This is a genomic window from Shewanella sp. WXL01 (genome assembly GCF_012263345.1).
Lineage (GTDB): Bacteria > Pseudomonadota > Gammaproteobacteria > Enterobacterales > Shewanellaceae > Shewanella > Shewanella maritima.
In genome coordinates this window covers 107,153-122,718 of sequence record NZ_JAAIKQ010000011.1, presented here as the reverse complement: position 1 = coordinate 122,718, position 15,566 = coordinate 107,153, and the positions used below count along the sequence as shown (strand labels likewise).

The following is a 15,566-nucleotide window of genomic DNA, read 5'->3' as shown; positions in this document are numbered from 1 at the left end:
TTTGAGGGATTTGCTTTGAACAAGAGCTTCATTACCAACGCACTGGCGGCAGCCTTGATCGTATGCGGTTATGTTTTCGACCAGCCAATTGTTTTAACTATGGGTATGTTTGCACTCTCTGGTGCTGTGACCAACTGGCTTGCCATACATATGTTATTTGAAAAGGTACCAGGCTTGTATGGCTCGGGGGTTATCCCATCTCGTTTTGAAGAATTCAAATCCGCGATTCATCAATTAATGATGGAGCAGTTTTTCACCAAGGAAAATATAGATCGCTTTTTGACAAGCAAAGATGCTAATCCGATTAACCTTGAGCCAGTGATTGAAAAGGTGGATCTTGAGCCATCATTTGATGCTTTGGTTAAAACCGTCGAGCAGTCATCGCTGGGAGGCATGTTGGCGATGTTTGGCGGCACTGACGCTATTGCGCCGTTAAAAGAGCCTTTTATCGAAAAAATGAAAGCACAGTTGATTGAAATGGCGCAAAGTGACAAGTTTAATCAAATCCTGATTGATGAGCTTGAAAGCCCGGCGGTAATGGCTGACATGCAACAAAAGGTTGGCGCAATTGTTGAGCAGCGATTGAATGAGCTTACGCCAGAGCTAGTTAAACAAATTGTGCAGGATATGATCCGCACTCACCTTGGCTGGTTGGTCGTTTGGGGGGGAGTATTTGGCGGCTTGATTGGCTTGGCGGCAGCGCTGATCCAGTAACAATTTAAATAGTCACGCTACGTCGTCAGGAAGTACTTATACTTAAGGAGAGCTAAATAACCTGAGCTTGGGATAAGGAAGTGCCAATGATTTTCCTTTCCTAAGTTATACCTAGCATTAAGTTTCTAGCGAGATAGTTTTGTTTAGTTCAAGGCGAAGCTACGCGTCAATAGCTAGTCTATTGCAAGTAGCTTCAACGACCTCTCTTTACTAAGATACGGGCAAAAATAGCCGTTAGAAACCGATTTATTATCCCTAGTTCAGGTTAAATACTAAAAGGAGCTTATCAATGCGCCATAATACGATTAACTACTTAGAAATTCCCGTAAGTGATATCGCTAAAACCAAGGCGTTTTTTGGGCAGGTATTTCAGTGGCAATTTAAAGATTATGGTGATGAGTATACTTGCTTTTTAGATGTTGGCATTGATGGAGGCTTTTACCTATTGGACAAGAACTTTACCCTTGCCAATGGCTCACCATTAATTGTGTTGTATAGCGATAACCTGGCAGTTACCGAAGCCAGTATTACTGAGCATGGTGGCAAGATTGTGAAGCCTGTATTTAGCTTCCCTGGTGGACGGCGCTTTCATTTTTCATGTCCTTGCGGCAATGAATATGCGGTTTGGTCTGAATAAGTGTTTTTATCTTGCGATAGCCTAGTGCAAGCGTGATGAAAGTGGATCTTGAATCACATGTGCAATCGCCTTGTATTCGCCATTGCTGCCTTGATGAAAATGATGTTTGCCTTGGATGTCAGCGTACCTACAAAGAGATTTTAGACTGGCATTCAATGACTATCGCGCAGCAATTAGCATTAAAGGATGAGCTTAAAAGTAGACAATGTGCTGCGCAGGCTAAGCGCAGCTTTTCTGATAAGTGAAACCCAATCATTATCGGTCAGGTGATTCGAAAGGGGCTTATAAGGTAGTTTAGTGGTTACGCCTTTCTGGTGCGACTTTCAATTTCTGTCCCAAACAAGCTCGAACTTAAACTCGAAGTATCAATCCCTTGCAAGGTGATAGCTCGAGTTTAATTCTCATGTGCATCCATTATTTCTGATTCACTTATTATTTCTCTAGCTCAGTTTTAAACAGTGTAAAGCCGCGAGCTTGGTAGTTTTTTAACGCGCTTGGATGGTCGAGAGAGCAGGTGTGTACCCAAACTCTTTGGGTGTCGGGTAACGCCCAGGCTTGTTTAATTGCTTGAGTGAGTAAATAGCCGCCCATACCTTTACCAATAAACCGTGTACCAAGACCAAAATACATGATCTCGACATTACCATCAGCCTGTTGTTGCAGTTCAAAATAGCCTGCTGGTGAGCCTTGATAATAGGCAACATACAAATGCAGGTTATCTGCTTCGCTGTATTCTTGCCATTGCTTATCTGTCCAATTGAGCTTGTCTGTCCATTCCCATGCTTTGCCAACAAACTCATAGAGAAAGCGGTTGTATTCATATTGCTTGGTGATGGCCGGTTCAATGACTAACCCTTTGCTATCGTTTTTTGGGTTTAGTGCATCTGCACTGTGCATTTCAAGGTGAAAAATGGTGACTTCAGACATGGTAAGGCAAAGCTCTTGATAATGTTTTTATGAGCGCAAGCATAACAAAAAACCACCTTTGTAGGTGGTTTTAACGTCGGAGTTTAACGATAAATTTATCGCGGCTTACAGATTTTCGTATGCACTATCGTGAACGTTCTTCACTGCGCGACCTGATGGGTCGTTGATACCTTGTAAGCTCTCATCCCAAAGTAGTGCCTCTGGTGTCGAGCAGGCCACGGTTTTGCCCCCTGGCACTGTCTCTGCCGCACTCGGTAGTGGGAAAAACTCTTCAAAGAAGCAGCGATAGAAGTAAGCTTCTTTTGATTCAGGCGTGTTGTAAGGGAAGCGGAACTTTGCGTTTGCTAGCTGTAAGTCATCCACTTGCTCAGCGGCATGATCTTTAAGTCCATCAATCCACGAGTAGCCTACGCCATCGCTAAACTGCTCTTTTTGTCTCCAAGCCACTTCTTTTGGAAGCTTGTGCTCGAACGCTTCACGCAAGATGTGTTTTTCAATACGGCCATCTTTTGACATTTTCGCTTCTGGGTTGATGCGCATAGCCACGTCCATAAACTCTTTGTCTAAGAAAGGAACTCGAGCTTCTAATCCCCATGCCGCCATCGCTTTATTGGCGCGCAAGCAGTCAAATAAATGCAGTTTATCCAGTTTACGTACCAGTTCTTCATGGAATGCCTGTGCATTAGGTGCTTTGTGAAAGTAAAGGTAACCACCAAATAATTCATCTGCTCCTTCGCCCGATAACACCATTTTAATGCCCATCGCTTTGATCTTGCGTGCCATTAAGTACATAGGCGTTGCGGCGCGGATCGTCGTCACATCGTAAGTTTCTAGGTGATAGATCACTTCTTTAACAGCATCTAGCCCTTCTTGGAAGGTGAAAGTGATTTCGTGATGAATCGTGCCTATGTCATCAGCGACTTTTTGTGCTGCTTTTAAGTCGGGAGATTCTTTTAAACCTACAGCAAAAGAGTGCAGTTGTGGCCACCATGCGCCTGTCTCGCCATCATCTTCAATGCGGCGTTTAGCGAAGGTTTGAGTAATGGCTGACACCACTGATGAATCCAATCCGCCCGAGAGTAAAACACCATATGGTACATCAGACATCAGCTGGCGTTTAACGGCAGCTTCTAGCGCGTCACGCAACTCTTCGACGCTTGCAGCGTTGTCTTTTACAGCGTCAAACGATTGCCAATCGCGCACATAGTAATGAACTGGCGCTTCATCTTGTGAGCTTAGGTAGTGGCCAGGTTTGAATTCTTCAACAGTTTTACAGACCGGCATTAGGGCTTTCATTTCTGAGGCAACATATAAGTTACCTTGTGCATCGAAACCTGTGTACATAGGAATAATCCCCATGTGGTCGCGGCCAATCAGGTATTGTCGCTTGGCTTTGTCGTAAAGTACAAATGCAAAGATACCGTTGAGCATGTCGAGGAACTCGCAGCCGTATTCCTGATACAGCGCCAGAATGACTTCGCAGTCAGATTGGGTCTTATAGCTGTACTTATCCCCAAGTTGAGCTTTGAGTTGCTGGTGGTTATAGATCTCACCGTTAACCGCAAGTACTAGGTTTCCATCTTCGCTAAATAGTGGCTGTGCGCCGTGGTCAACATCAACAATCGCTAGACGCTCATGAGCCAGAATGGCGTGAGTATCAGTATAAATACCAGACCAGTCAGGGCCACGGTGACGCAGTAGTTTTGACATCTCAAGTGCAGTCTGACGTAACTCACTTGCATCGGTTTGAATATCTAAAATGGCGAAAATAGAACACATGGGAAACTCCGAAAACAATAACTTGATGGCGCTACTTTGGCAGCATCGGAATATATCGTCAAACTGGGATTGTTAGTTTTTGGAGTAATTTGGTGGCGATCCTTGTGTTATTTGGTGCTGATAATTGCGGAATGAACAAAACTCTTACTAAATATTTAGTGGATCTATAATTTTGGTATGCGTGGGTAGCTGTTCCTTGGTGATTAGCTAATGGCTGTCGATGAATTTAGTCATCTATAAAATAATTATCAATGTTGGAGCGTTGTTACCAGTTACGTGACCTTGTTTGCTGCTCGTGTTGCTTTTATTAAATAGTCATATGGGGGAGAACAAAACGAGTTTTACAAATTGCGATAACTCGCTTCAGAGAGTGAAGCGATCTAGTTACTGTTGATGGGCAGTTTCGACAGGACACAAAAAAACCGCCTTAGCGGTTTTAATGTATAAAGAAAATCTGTTGGGAAGGGTTGTTTACCACTTCTTCTTAGGTTGAAACAGCATATCCAGATCATCACCTTCCTTCTTCGGTTTAGGTGCTTCTGGCTGTGAGTGCTTTTGTGCGCCCATGATTTCATCAAGTAACTGTTTGGCCTCATCCACTTTTTTAGCAATAAAGGGATCATTCGGGGTTTGGGCTTTAATAGTATGCAAGGTGTTAAGCGCCTTAGTAACCATTTGCTTACTTGAACCGTATTGCTTCATAAAGCACGCTGCACGTGCACGGGTGATCATCGAGTCGACATTAATGCGCAGTTGTAAACTATCAATGCGTAACTCTTCTTCTGCAAAAATAGTTGGGTCAACTTTGCCTTTATTGTGCTCTGCTCTAAGAATCGCTTTGAGTTTTTTTAAGGTTTTTACCAGCTCCAGAATTTGCTTGTCATTGTCTGGTAAACGAAAGTTTTCAATAGCAGGAGCTGGCGTTGGCGCGGCTTGCATTGTTTGTATTTGATTACGTAAGTCGCTTAGGCGGCGCTCGTAGTCAGATTTGGTTTGTCCGGTGGCATAACCGATAGATTGGGCCAAAGCGTCTTGAATGCGTTTATACAGCACCATAATGATATTGCTTGAGCAAGGCACCATACCAGTATTAGAAAGTACGGCTTCGGTTTCATCTATAATGGCACGTTGGCGGGCTATCTCTTGGCGGCGCTCAGCTTCGGCGCGCTCTTTTTGCTGCTGAATAATACTGAACCCAATAATGAGTAAAAGCAGCGCACCAATGAGGACTAAAACCATGATCAAAGACATTATGAGTTCCGTTTTGTTATTAATATCAGCAGGAGTCGTAAACTGAGATCCAAAGACACTTAGTTTTTAAGGCTGTTAATGACAGCGATTATTTTGCTATCCCTAACGTAAAGCCAGTTTGCTATCTTAGCGTAACTACCATTTACGTGTAACTACCATTTTTAATTAACTACTATCTTAGCGTAAGAGTTAAAGGCTGTCGTTGAAAAATAAGCCATTTTTCGATTTTAGATCTCAATATGAATACTTGTAAACATTCCACTGACCAACATGGGCTTAATTGCCGATTAACACAGCATTCGTTATTACTGATTGCATATTAATACTAGTTATACTATAACTTTTGATTATAGATAAGCAGGTTTGGCACGAGCGCCATAACTTAGTATTGAGCTCACTTTACAGATGGTCAACAAATAAACTGTTGGCCTATGTGTGGTGTTTCGAGGTTTGTATGAAACTGCAACAACTTAGATATATTGCTGAGGTGGTAAAGCACAATTTGAATGTGTCGGCTACCGCAGAGAATCTTTACACATCGCAACCTGGGATCAGTAAACAGGTTCGCATGCTTGAAGATGAGTTAGGTATCCAGATATTTGGGCGAAGTGGTAAGCACTTAACCCATGTCACACCGGCGGGGCAGCAGGTGATTGATATTGCTAACGACATCCTTGGCAAAGTTGAAAGTATCAAAAAGGTGTCAGAAGAATATACTCAGCCGGATAAAGGTGAGTTAAATATTGCCACCACCGATACTCAAGCAAGGTATGCGCTGCCACCTATCATTAAAGATTTTATTAAGCGTTACCCTAAGGTGAACCTACATATGCATCAGGGGACACCTTCGCAAATTAGTGAGCAGGCTGCCCGAGGCGATGCTGATTTTGCTATTGCCACAGAAGCTATGCACCTATACAGCGATTTGATTATGCTGCCTTGTTATCACTGGAATCGCTCAATTGTGGTGACCAAAGATCACCCCCTTGCGAAACGCACTTCGCTAACGATTGAAGATTTAGCTCATCATCCTTTGGTGACTTATGTATTTGGCTTTGATAAAGCCTCAGAGATTGAGAAAGCCTTTAACCGAGCTAATCTTGACCCGAGAGTGGTATTTAGTGCGACCAGTGCCGATGTTTTGAAAACTTACGTCAGGTTAGGGTTAGGGGTTGGTGTGATTGCAACCATGGCAGTTGATCCTGTTGCAGATAGCGATTTAGTGACCATAGATGCCAGCCATTTGTTTGGTCATAGCACCACTAAGATTGGTTTTAGGCGTGGCAGCTTCTTGCGTAGTTACATGTATGACTTCATGTATCACTTTGCGCCGCACCTTACTCGTGAAGTGGTTGAGAAAGCAGTGGCTTTACGCGATCAACAACTGATTGACCAAATGTTTGAAGATATCGATCTACCTGTGCGTTAATTCATTCGTGTCGCTTCAAGTATGCTTAATACCAATTAGCACAAGAATGTGATCATTCTCACTGGTTAAAATCGCTTATAACTTCGTTAGAAATTTTGTAGTTAGAACAACTAGCTAGCTGCAATTTCTGCCTTGTTCTAAACGATTTTTCCTGCGTAACCTCTGATCACTTATTTATCCCAATTGGTATAAGTTAGCTTTAGGGCTAAAAAATAAAAAATCTCGCCGCGGCGAGATTTTTTTATTTGGTAAAGTTGCTGCTTTGAAGCTTGCTAGTCAGCAGCGTAGCCTTGTTCACCAATAAGCTCATTGTCTAGATAAGCCTTACCGTCTTTCATCACCAGGCGTTGCTGACTAAACCATTTGACGACCATAGGGTAAATAGCGTGCTCTTGTTCGTGTACACGCTCAGATAGCGTTGCTACATCATCACCTGGGTAAACCGGTACTTTTGCTTGTAGTACCACAGGGCCTGAGTCTAGCTCAGGGGTAACAAAGTGCACGCTAGCGCCATGCTCGCTATCACCGGCATCGATTGCACGCTGGTGGGTGTGCAATCCAGGATACTTAGGCAATAAAGAAGGGTGGATATTTAGCATCTTACCCGTGAATTGCTCAACAAAGCCGTCAGATAGAATGCGCATAAAACCTGCTAGCACTACAAGATCGGGTTGATACTTGTTGATTGCCTCAAGCAGGCGGGCATCGTACTGTTCACGGGTCTCATCAGAATGAGCAATCACACAGCTGGTGTCGATTTCACTATGATGCGCTCTAACTAATCCATAAGCGTCAGGTTTATTACTGATCACACCCACCACATCAGCGGTTAAGGTGTCATCACATCCATCAATAATGGCTTGAAGATTAGAGCCATTACCTGAAATAAGCACAACGACACGACAGCGGTGTGACATGTTAGATGATCTCCACTTGCTCTTCGTCGCCATTGCGCGCAGCAATGTCACCGATTAACCAAGCGTTTTCACCTTCAGCTTTTAATAGCTCAAGTGCAGATTCAACCTGCTGCGCAGGTAGCGCGATAATCATACCGACACCACAGTTAAATGTACGGTACATTTCAAACTGCTCGATGTTACCGTTGTCTTTTAACCAGTCAAATACTACTGGCCATGTCCACGAGTCTCCTTTAACAACAGCTTTTGCATCTTCAGGCAGTACGCGTGGGATATTTTCCCAGAAGCCGCCACCTGTGATATGCGCCATTGCGTGCACGTCAGCCTGCTCAAGTAGTTTAAGTAGTGACTTAACGTAGATTTTTGTTGGCTCAAGTAGGTGGTCGATTAGCGGCTTACCTGCTAAGTCTTGTTGTGGGTCAGCTTTGCTCACCTCTAACACTTTGCGGATAAGCGAGTAACCATTTGAGTGTGGGCCTGAAGAACCTAGCGCAATTAGCGCATCGCCAGCTTTAACTTTGCTGCCGTCGATTAATTCTTCTTTTTCAGCAACACCAACGCAGAAACCAGCTAGATCGTAATCTTCGCCTTCGTACATGCCTGGCATTTCAGCAGTTTCACCACCGATTAGCGCGCAGCCTGATTGGTGACAACCTTCAGCAATACCGTTAACGACAGAAGTCGCAGTATCAACATCAAGTTTACCAGTTGCGTAATAGTCCAAGAAGAATAGTGGCTCAGCACCAGCAACGATTAAGTCGTTGACACACATAGCAACTAGGTCGATACCAACAGAGTCATGCTTTTGGTAGTCAATCGCTAGACGCAGCTTAGTACCAACACCGTCAGTACCAGATACTAATACAGGTTGCTTGTATTTAGTTGGTAGTTCGCAAAGAGCGCCAAAACCACCTAGGTTACCCATAACTTCTGGGCGGTGGGTACGCTTAACTGCAGACTTGATGTTATCAACTAACTTGTTACCAGCGTCGATATCAACACCAGCATCTTTATAACTTAGTGGGGTAGGGGTGCTCACGGAGGATCCTCTCGGGTACATCGTTCTATGGGATTTTTATGCGGCGGTATTCTATCAGTTTGTGATACAGCTCGAAAGCCAGAATTGTACTTATCCGCGCAATAAAACGTTCATTTGCTTGATTTAGCTTGCGATGGCTCACGATTCACTGTAATAGCGAAACTTTATGTTTTATATATGGGATAAATAGACTACCATTTGTGCCATTAGGCCATTGTTGTAACGACTGAGGAGATCAGGATGAAAGTTGTTGAAGTTAAACACCCATTAATTCGTCATAAAGTTGGATTAATGCGTGAAGCAGACATCAGCACCAAACGCTTTAGAGAATTAGCTACAGAAGTTGGTAGCTTATTAACTTATGAAGCGACTGCAGATTTTGAAACTGAGAAAGTGACCATCGACGGTTGGAATGGCCCAATTGAAGTTGAAAAGATTAAAGGTAAAAAGGTAACCGTGGTGCCAATTTTACGTGCAGGTCTTGGCATGATGGACGGCGTACTTGAGCACATCCCGAGCGCCAAGATTTCGGTTGTGGGCATTTATCGTGATGAAGAAACGTTAGAGCCAGTGCCTTACTTCGATAAGCTAGTGAGCAATGTTGAAGAGCGTGTGGCGATTGTGGTTGACCCTATGTTAGCTACCGGCGGCTCATTAATCGCTACTATTGATTTGCTAAAAAGCCGCGGCTGCAAGTCAATCAAAGCGCTTATTTTAGTTGCAGCGCCAGAAGGTGTTAAAGCGCTTGAAGAGGCTCACCCAGATGTTGAGCTTTATACTGCATCAATAGATGAGTGCTTAAACGAAAATGGTTATATCCTGCCTGGCTTAGGTGATGCTGGTGATAAAATTTTTGGTACCAAATAACATCTAGCTGCGGCTTTGTTCATCAAAAAATAAGGGAGCATATGCTCCCTTATTTTATTTTTGATCAACTCTAACATTAACCATTTGGCTATTGTTCTATTCTGCCTTTTTCAGGCAATATCTCGACGATAATCCAGCTTTTACCACGTTTGACCAATCTGATAGTTCTGTCGTCAACCCAATCTCTGCCGCCTCTCAAGCCTTCCATCTTGACAATTACCGTCACGTCATCAGTAAATTTACGGAAGAAGTCGATATCAATTTCGTCAATAGACATAGTGACGTCAGTCATCGATAGCCCTAACACGTGACGCTGCACCGCAGAAGCAATGTGGTAGTGCTCAATGACTTCTTTAAGGTCGTTATCGACATATCGCACAGCTTTAGATACATCACGCTCGACATAGATAGCGTTAAAGAAACCAAGAGAGACTTCCTCCGGAGTTAGGGCTTTAGTGCCGCTTTCATCCGGCTGTCCACAGGCAGAAATGAGCAGTAAACCTAGAAAACAAACTGACGATAATAATCTTTTAAACATAGAGATAGCTCTGGTTAACCCAAAAGTACTCAGCACATTGGGTTAGTTAATTTTATCGTTAGTATTACTGTTTAGCTGTTATTTAACAACTGTTTATCATTTAAAGAGAGGGAGTAGTGCGATAGCAACCAAGCTGCATAGACTTATCCGTGTCCATTTGTAACTGAGTTTGTTTTAAGCTTGACTGCCAGCATGGTGGATGTCATAACTAACTCAATAGCTGCATTTTAGTAGCGGGCTTCATTCGTCCCTATGTTATCCACAAAATCTGTGGACAAGTGTGTTAACGAATCTTGATTTTAACCTTAAGTTTATGAAATTAAACTTAATTATCCTTTGGTTATTTTTTACCACCTTTATTTCCTGTCGCTTAATTCACCAATTACTGCTGTTGTTTTGTTGGTAAAAGCTGCGCTTTTTACTGCTATTTCGAGCTCTAAGTCAGTCAGCACCAATAATCTGTTTGTTTATCCACATTAGTAACTAGCCTTGTCTAGCTATGATCAAACACTGCTAGTTAGTAGCGAGCTTATATTAATGCGGGGAACGCATTTCAGAACAAGACCGCCCATAAAAAAGCACCTCTTGAAGAGGTGCTTTTAAATGACTTTTAGCTAGCAGTGGCTCGCTAATTACCGAACGTTAGCTATTCTGCTCGGCTTGTGCTGCCTGGATAGCCGTTAGTGCGATGGTGTATACGATATCATCTACTAGTGCACCACGAGATAAGTCGTTAACCGGTTTACGCATACCTTGCAGCATAGGGCCGATACTAATTAGGTCAGCACTACGTTGAACCGCCTTGTAAGTCGTGTTACCTGTATTGAGATCTGGGAATACGAATACGGTTGCTTTACCCGCTACTGGGCTGTTTGGCGCTTTTGAGCGAGCAACGTTTGGCATAACAGCGGCGTCGTATTGCAGTGGACCGTCAATCACAAGATCTGGGCGCTTCTCTTTAGCAATACGTGTTGCTTCACGTACTTTATCTACGTCAGAACCTGTGCCAGATGTTCCTGTTGAGTAGCTGATCATCGCTACACGTGGCTCAATACCAAATGCCGCAGCAGACTCAGCTGATTGAATCGCGATATCAGCTAATTGCTCAGCGTTTGGATCAGGGTTAATCGCGCAGTCACCGTAAACGAGTACTTGATCAGGCATCAACATAAAGAAGATTGATGATACAAGGCTAGAGCCTGGTGCGGTTTTAATTAACTGTAGTGGCGGACGAATGGTGTTGGCTGTGGTGTTAACCGCACCAGATACAATACCGTCGACTTCGTTTTGCGCCAGCATCATGGTACCAAGTACCATGTTGTCTTCTAGCTGCTCTTGAGCAACTACTTCAGTTAGACCTTTATGGCGGCGTAAATCCAGCATAGGTTCAACATAGTTATCACGTGCACCTTGTGGCTCAATGATTTCAATGCCATCACCAAGCGTGATTTCTTGCTGCGCAGCGATACGTAGAATTTCTTCGCGGTTACCTAACAGCACACAGCGGGCAATACCGCGCTCAGCGCAGATTGAAGCCGCTTTAATTGTACGAGGCTCTTCACCTTCAGGTAGTACAATTTTCTTACGCGCAGCGCGAGCAAGCTCAGTCAATTTATAACGGAATGCTGGTGGCGATAGTAAGTGCTCGCGTGGTGAATCTTGAGTAACAGACTCAACCCAGCTTTGGTCGATATGACTGGCGACAAACTCTTGTACTTTCTCAACACGTACCGCATCGTCAACTGGCACTTCATGGTCAAAACGCTGGATATTAAGCGATGTCTGCCATGTATTCGACTCAATCAAGAATACCGGTAAACCAGTTTCAAAAGCTTGTTCACAAAGGCTCATTACTTCAGGCTCTGGCTCATAGCCACCTGTAAGTAATAGTGCGCCAATTTTCACGCCGTTCATTGCCGCTAGACACGCAGATACAATCACGTCTGAACGATCGCCGGAGGTCACTAGTAGCGAGTCAGCTTTAATGTGCGACACCATGTTGCGGATACTACGAGCACAGAAGGTTACACGGCGCATGCGGCGGGTGTTCATGTCACCTGCATTGATGATTTTAGCGTTAAGGTGCTTGGCTAAATCTGAAGCACGCGGCGAAATCAGGTCGGTGTTAAACGGTACACTACCTAAAATGCGAATAGGGCTCTTGCCTGGCAACTGGAACATATCAGCTGTGTTGATTTGCGGTGCGCTGCGATCAAACACTTCAGATAAGTCTGGACGAGCACGACCTTCTTCATCAACGGGTGCACCAATTTTGTTGATAATGGCGCCCATTAGGCGTTTGTTCTTGCCACCACCCCATGCATTTTGTGCAATCTCAAGGCGATTCATTAGGCTATCAGCACTATCATTGCCTGGAGTCGCGATGAAAATCACATCGGCATCAAGTGCTTTGGCAATTTCATAGTTGATGTCATCAGCAAATGGATGGCTACGTGTTGGCACTAAACCTTCGATAACGATGGTTTCAGTTTCTGAAGTTGACTCAGCAACACGAGCAATAATTTGCTCAAGCAATACATCAGTTTGCTCTGAGCGGATTAAGTCTTGAGCATGCTCCATAGAAAACGGTTCAAGTGGGTTCACCGTTGGAGATTTAGTCAAGATAGTGGTTGAGCGTTCAGGGCCACTATCGCCAGCGCGAATTTGTGCAATTGGCTTAAAGAAGCGAACCTTAACACCTTTGCGCTCCAAGGCGCGAACCATACCCAAGCTTAGCGAGGTTAGACCGACACCTACGCCAATTGGGATCAACATAATATTTCGAGACATACTATCCTCTGTATGTAGCTAGCAGCGCTTATTGCGCCGCAATTAATTTGATTGAATCTTCAGCGATTACCCACTCTTCATTGGTTGGGATAACCATAGCCACTGTGCTGTCGTCAGTTGTTATCACGCCTTCATTACCAAAGCGTGCAGCTGTGTTCTTTTCTGCATCAACAGAGAAGTTGAAGATTGCAAGGTGGTTCAGTACTTTCTCACGGATAACGTCAGAGTTTTCACCAATACCGCCAGTGAATACCACTGCATCAATGCGACCTAGTGGCACAGAGTAAGATGCAATGTACTTAGCTAAACGATAGCAGAAGATCTCAAGTGCAAGGGTTGCGCCTTTGTGGCCTTCTTCGTAGCCTTCTTCGATACCACGGCAGTCGTTGGTTAGCTCAGAAATACCGAGCAGACCCGATTGCTTGTTCAATAGGTTGTTAACTTCATCTAGCGTGTAACCAAGCTGGTTGACTAGGTGGAAGATGATTGACGGGTCAAGGTCACCACAACGTGTACCCATTACCAAACCTTCAAGTGGGGTTAGGCCCATTGAAGTATCAACACTCTTACCGCCTTTTACAGCTGTTACTGACGCGCCATTACCTAAGTGAGCAACGATCACGTTCGTGTCTTCTACTGACTTGTTAAGAGCTTTTGCTGCTTCGCGGCTAACAAATAAATGGCTAGTACCGTGCATACCGTAGCGGCGGATACCGTGTTCACGGTATAGCTTGTATGGCAGGGCATACATATAAGCTGTTTCTGGCATGGTTTGGTGGAAGGCGGTGTCAAATACTGCAACTTGTGGCAGAGCAGGGAATGATGCCATCGCCGCACGAATACCGATAAGGTGAGCAGGGTTATGCAAAGGTGCAAGTGAAGCACAATCTTCAATACCTTTGATCACTTCATCAGTGATGATCACAGAACGAGTGAACTTTTCACCACCGTGCACGATACGATGACCAATTGCCTGGATGTGTTCGGCAAGCTGTGGCTGCTCGGCTAAGATTTTGTCAACAATAAACTCAACCGCTTCACGGTGAGCAGTGAATGCACCTAAAGACGCTTCATTCTTCGCTCCGTTGAACTTCCACTTAATACGTGAATCTTCAAGACCGAAACACTCAGCAAGACCTGAGATGTGCTCTTCACCAGACTCTGCACCGATCACGGCAAATTTTAAAGATGAGCTGCCGCAGTTAAGTACTAGGACTAATTTATCTGACATGGTTACGCCTTTTCATTAAAGTAAAAACTAAATTCTTGTTAACTGAACCATTTTCCATGTATGACACTGACATACAGTAGGCAAGGGTTAAGCCTAAAACATTGACCTACGGCCCTTTGGTTTGGGGCACGTGCGTGCTTTATGCTATGGTATAAACACGATTTGTGTGTTTTGGTTACTTAGCTTTGCTCGTCAATTTGTATTCTCTATTCAACCAAGGCCGCCGCTATATGAAGGTGTGGCCGATGGTGAAACAATTAAGCTGGTTTTTTCCTGAGTACCGCGTGATAAAGGCAACCAGATTAGCTTTGTTTGTGATGCCCGCTATTGCGCTTGCCACTCTGGTTATGCAGGTTGGCGTGCTAGGTTGGGCACACTTGCCACAGGCTATTGCCATGGGCTTATTTTTTGTTAGCTTGCCAATCCAAGGTTACATTTGGCTTGGTTGGCGAGCTCAGCATCCTTTGCCGTTAACCTTATTTGACTGGAGTAACCAGTTATCGCAAAAGTTGTCATCAATGGGTGTTAATTGTCAGCCATTGACGGCAAAAGCCTGTTATTTAGACATGGCTTATATATTAAAGCTTGCTTTCGAACGATTAGACAAAAGCTATTGGGATGAACTTTAGCTTTTTAGTCTCATCTAGCGCGTTTTTTGATTATTGTTAATTAGTAAACTGCGTTGATGCCCCGTTCTGTAAACACGGCTTTAATGGTTTCCATCACTTCCTTTGACGGTGGTTTTACATCTTTTAAGCTGTATTCTTCACCAAATGATGCCCACTTATGCTCACCTAATTGGTGGTAGGGCAGTAGCTCTACTTTTTCTACGTTGGTCATTGGCTTGATAAATTCGGCTAACTTAATTGCACTGGCAACATCATCAGTAAACCCTGGGACGACCACATAGCGGATCCAGGTTGCTTGGTTGCGTTTAGCCAAATATTCAGCGAACTGCAAAGTGCGCTGATTGCTCACTTTGGTCAGGTCGATATGGGTATCGTCATTCATCTGCTTGATATCAAGCATCACTAGATCGGTTTGATCGAGTAGTTCATCAATAATCGGTTCGTACTTGCGAACAAAACCATTGGTATCTAAACAGGTATGAATGTCATTTTGTTTACACGCCTTAAACAGTGCGTGGACAAACTCAGCTTGTAAAATCGCTTCGCCACCACTAGCCGTTACGCCGCCGTTACCGGCAACTAAAAATGGCTTGTAAGACAGAATTTGTGTCATTAGCTCTTCAACTGTGACCTCTCTACCGCCATCGAGATCCCAAGTGTCCCGGTTATGGCAATATTGGCAGCGCATCAAACACCCTTGCAAGAAGGCGATGAATCGAATACCAGGCCCATCTACGGTACCAAATGATTCGATTGAATGAATACGGCCTTTGGTCATGGATCTTCCTTGTGTTGAAGGCGTTAAGGCTAAAAATTTG

Annotated in this window: 16 protein-coding genes; 7 read left to right on the top strand and 9 right to left on the bottom strand. The window is 44.1% G+C overall.

Translation table 11 applies throughout. The features are described 5' to 3' along the window. The first annotated feature begins 15 nt into the window (after window positions 1-15). From G3R49_RS18130 to G3R49_RS18120, 3 genes are all read left to right on the top strand, one after another. On the top strand, window positions 16-714 hold the full coding sequence (locus G3R49_RS18130; protein ID WP_167870604.1) for a DUF445 domain-containing protein: 699 nt from the start codon (window positions 16-18) through the stop codon (window positions 712-714). 289 nt (window positions 715-1,003) lie between these two features. Further along, window positions 1,004-1,351, top strand: a complete 348-nt coding sequence (locus tag G3R49_RS18125; protein ID WP_167870603.1) for a VOC family protein — start codon at window positions 1,004-1,006, stop codon at window positions 1,349-1,351. Between the two features lie 41 nt (window positions 1,352-1,392). Beyond that, on the top strand, window positions 1,393-1,596 hold the full coding sequence (locus tag G3R49_RS18120; RefSeq protein ID WP_348633943.1) for a DUF1289 domain-containing protein: 204 nt from the start codon (window positions 1,393-1,395) through the stop codon (window positions 1,594-1,596). Between the two features lie 187 nt (window positions 1,597-1,783). Here G3R49_RS18120 and G3R49_RS18115 read toward each other — a convergent pair whose 3' ends face one another. From G3R49_RS18115 to G3R49_RS18105, 3 genes are all read right to left on the bottom strand, one after another. Continuing rightward, the gene (locus G3R49_RS18115) at window positions 1,784-2,278 is read right to left on the bottom strand and encodes a GNAT family N-acetyltransferase (RefSeq protein ID WP_130602365.1); all 495 of its coding nucleotides are present in this window, start codon (window positions 2,276-2,278) and stop codon (window positions 1,784-1,786) included. Window positions 2,279-2,383: 105 nt separating this feature from the next. Next, the gene (gene asnB, locus G3R49_RS18110; RefSeq protein WP_167870601.1) at window positions 2,384-4,057 is read right to left on the bottom strand and encodes an asparagine synthase B; all 1,674 of its coding nucleotides are present in this window, start codon (window positions 4,055-4,057) and stop codon (window positions 2,384-2,386) included. 471 nt (window positions 4,058-4,528) lie between these two features. Beyond that, the gene (locus G3R49_RS18105; protein ID WP_130602369.1) at window positions 4,529-5,308 is read right to left on the bottom strand and encodes a hypothetical protein; all 780 of its coding nucleotides are present in this window, start codon (window positions 5,306-5,308) and stop codon (window positions 4,529-4,531) included. Window positions 5,309-5,762: 454 nt separating this feature from the next. On the opposite strand from G3R49_RS18105, the gene cysB reads away from it, so the two are divergent. Next, window positions 5,763-6,737 carry an HTH-type transcriptional regulator CysB gene (cysB, locus tag G3R49_RS18100; RefSeq protein WP_167870600.1) on the top strand — a complete coding sequence of 325 codons (975 nt, stop codon included), beginning with the start codon at window positions 5,763-5,765 and terminating at the stop codon, window positions 6,735-6,737. A gap of 272 nt (window positions 6,738-7,009) precedes the next feature. On the opposite strand, the gene purN is transcribed toward cysB, so the two are convergent. Next, a complete protein-coding gene (gene purN, locus G3R49_RS18095; protein WP_130602373.1) occupies window positions 7,010-7,654 on the bottom strand; it encodes a phosphoribosylglycinamide formyltransferase in 645 nt (214 codons plus the stop codon). A 1-nt stretch (window position 7,655) separates the two neighbouring features. Then, entirely contained in the window at window positions 7,656-8,693 is a 1,038-nt protein-coding gene (gene purM, locus G3R49_RS18090; protein WP_130602375.1) for a phosphoribosylformylglycinamidine cyclo-ligase, read from the bottom strand. A gap of 240 nt (window positions 8,694-8,933) precedes the next feature. Between purM and upp the strand changes: the two genes are divergently transcribed. Then, window positions 8,934-9,560: a uracil phosphoribosyltransferase gene (upp, locus tag G3R49_RS18085; RefSeq protein WP_167870599.1), complete on the top strand. Its 627-nt coding sequence runs from the start codon at window positions 8,934-8,936 to the stop codon at window positions 9,558-9,560. Window positions 9,561-9,648: 88 nt separating this feature from the next. On the opposite strand, the gene G3R49_RS20345 is transcribed toward upp, so the two are convergent. Beyond that, a complete protein-coding gene (locus tag G3R49_RS20345) occupies window positions 9,649-9,852 on the bottom strand; it encodes a hypothetical protein (RefSeq protein ID WP_130602379.1) in 204 nt (67 codons plus the stop codon). Between the two features lie 15 nt (window positions 9,853-9,867). On the opposite strand from G3R49_RS20345, the gene G3R49_RS20340 reads away from it, so the two are divergent. Then, window positions 9,868-10,008: a CRISPR-associated DxTHG motif protein gene (locus tag G3R49_RS20340; RefSeq protein WP_167870598.1), complete on the top strand. Its 141-nt coding sequence runs from the start codon at window positions 9,868-9,870 to the stop codon at window positions 10,006-10,008. A gap of 732 nt (window positions 10,009-10,740) precedes the next feature. On the opposite strand, the gene pta is transcribed toward G3R49_RS20340, so the two are convergent. Together pta and ackA are read right to left on the bottom strand one after the other, a co-directional pair. After that, window positions 10,741-12,888, bottom strand: a complete 2,148-nt coding sequence (gene pta, locus G3R49_RS18070) for a phosphate acetyltransferase (protein WP_167870597.1) — start codon at window positions 12,886-12,888, stop codon at window positions 10,741-10,743. 28 nt (window positions 12,889-12,916) lie between these two features. Then, the gene (gene ackA / locus G3R49_RS18065) at window positions 12,917-14,119 is read right to left on the bottom strand and encodes an acetate kinase (protein WP_167870596.1); all 1,203 of its coding nucleotides are present in this window, start codon (window positions 14,117-14,119) and stop codon (window positions 12,917-12,919) included. Window positions 14,120-14,304: 185 nt separating this feature from the next. On the opposite strand from ackA, the gene yfbV reads away from it, so the two are divergent. Then, window positions 14,305-14,748: a terminus macrodomain insulation protein YfbV gene (yfbV, locus tag G3R49_RS18060; protein WP_280954624.1), complete on the top strand. Its 444-nt coding sequence runs from the start codon at window positions 14,305-14,307 to the stop codon at window positions 14,746-14,748. Between the two features lie 40 nt (window positions 14,749-14,788). Here yfbV and pflA read toward each other — a convergent pair whose 3' ends face one another. Continuing rightward, complete coding sequence (gene pflA, locus G3R49_RS18055; protein ID WP_167870594.1) at window positions 14,789-15,526, bottom strand: pyruvate formate lyase 1-activating protein; 738 nt, start codon at window positions 15,524-15,526, stop codon at window positions 14,789-14,791. Between the last annotated feature and the right edge of the window lie 40 nt (window positions 15,527-15,566).

What these genes read in the sequence shown, in the direction of transcription:
- G3R49_RS18125 (WP_167870603.1), top strand. Translation starts at nt 1,004, where the DNA reads ATGCGCCATAATACGATTAACTACTTAGAAATTCCCGTAAGTGATATC.
- G3R49_RS18115 (WP_130602365.1), bottom strand. Translation starts at nt 2,278, where the DNA reads ATGTCTGAAGTCACCATTTTTCACCTTGAAATGCACAGTGCAGATGCA.
- asnB (WP_167870601.1), bottom strand. Translation starts at nt 4,057, where the DNA reads ATGTGTTCTATTTTCGCCATTTTAGATATTCAAACCGATGCAAGTGAG.
- G3R49_RS18105 (WP_130602369.1), bottom strand. Translation starts at nt 5,308, where the DNA reads ATGTCTTTGATCATGGTTTTAGTCCTCATTGGTGCGCTGCTTTTACTC.
- cysB (WP_167870600.1), top strand. Translation starts at nt 5,763, where the DNA reads ATGAAACTGCAACAACTTAGATATATTGCTGAGGTGGTAAAGCACAAT.
- purN (WP_130602373.1), bottom strand. Translation starts at nt 7,654, where the DNA reads ATGTCACACCGCTGTCGTGTCGTTGTGCTTATTTCAGGTAATGGCTCT.
- upp (WP_167870599.1), top strand. Translation starts at nt 8,934, where the DNA reads ATGAAAGTTGTTGAAGTTAAACACCCATTAATTCGTCATAAAGTTGGA.
- G3R49_RS20345 (WP_130602379.1), bottom strand. Translation starts at nt 9,852, where the DNA reads ATGACTGACGTCACTATGTCTATTGACGAAATTGATATCGACTTCTTC.
- pta (WP_167870597.1), bottom strand. Translation starts at nt 12,888, where the DNA reads ATGTCTCGAAATATTATGTTGATCCCAATTGGCGTAGGTGTCGGTCTA.
- ackA (WP_167870596.1), bottom strand. Translation starts at nt 14,119, where the DNA reads ATGTCAGATAAATTAGTCCTAGTACTTAACTGCGGCAGCTCATCTTTA.
- pflA (WP_167870594.1), bottom strand. Translation starts at nt 15,526, where the DNA reads ATGACCAAAGGCCGTATTCATTCAATCGAATCATTTGGTACCGTAGAT.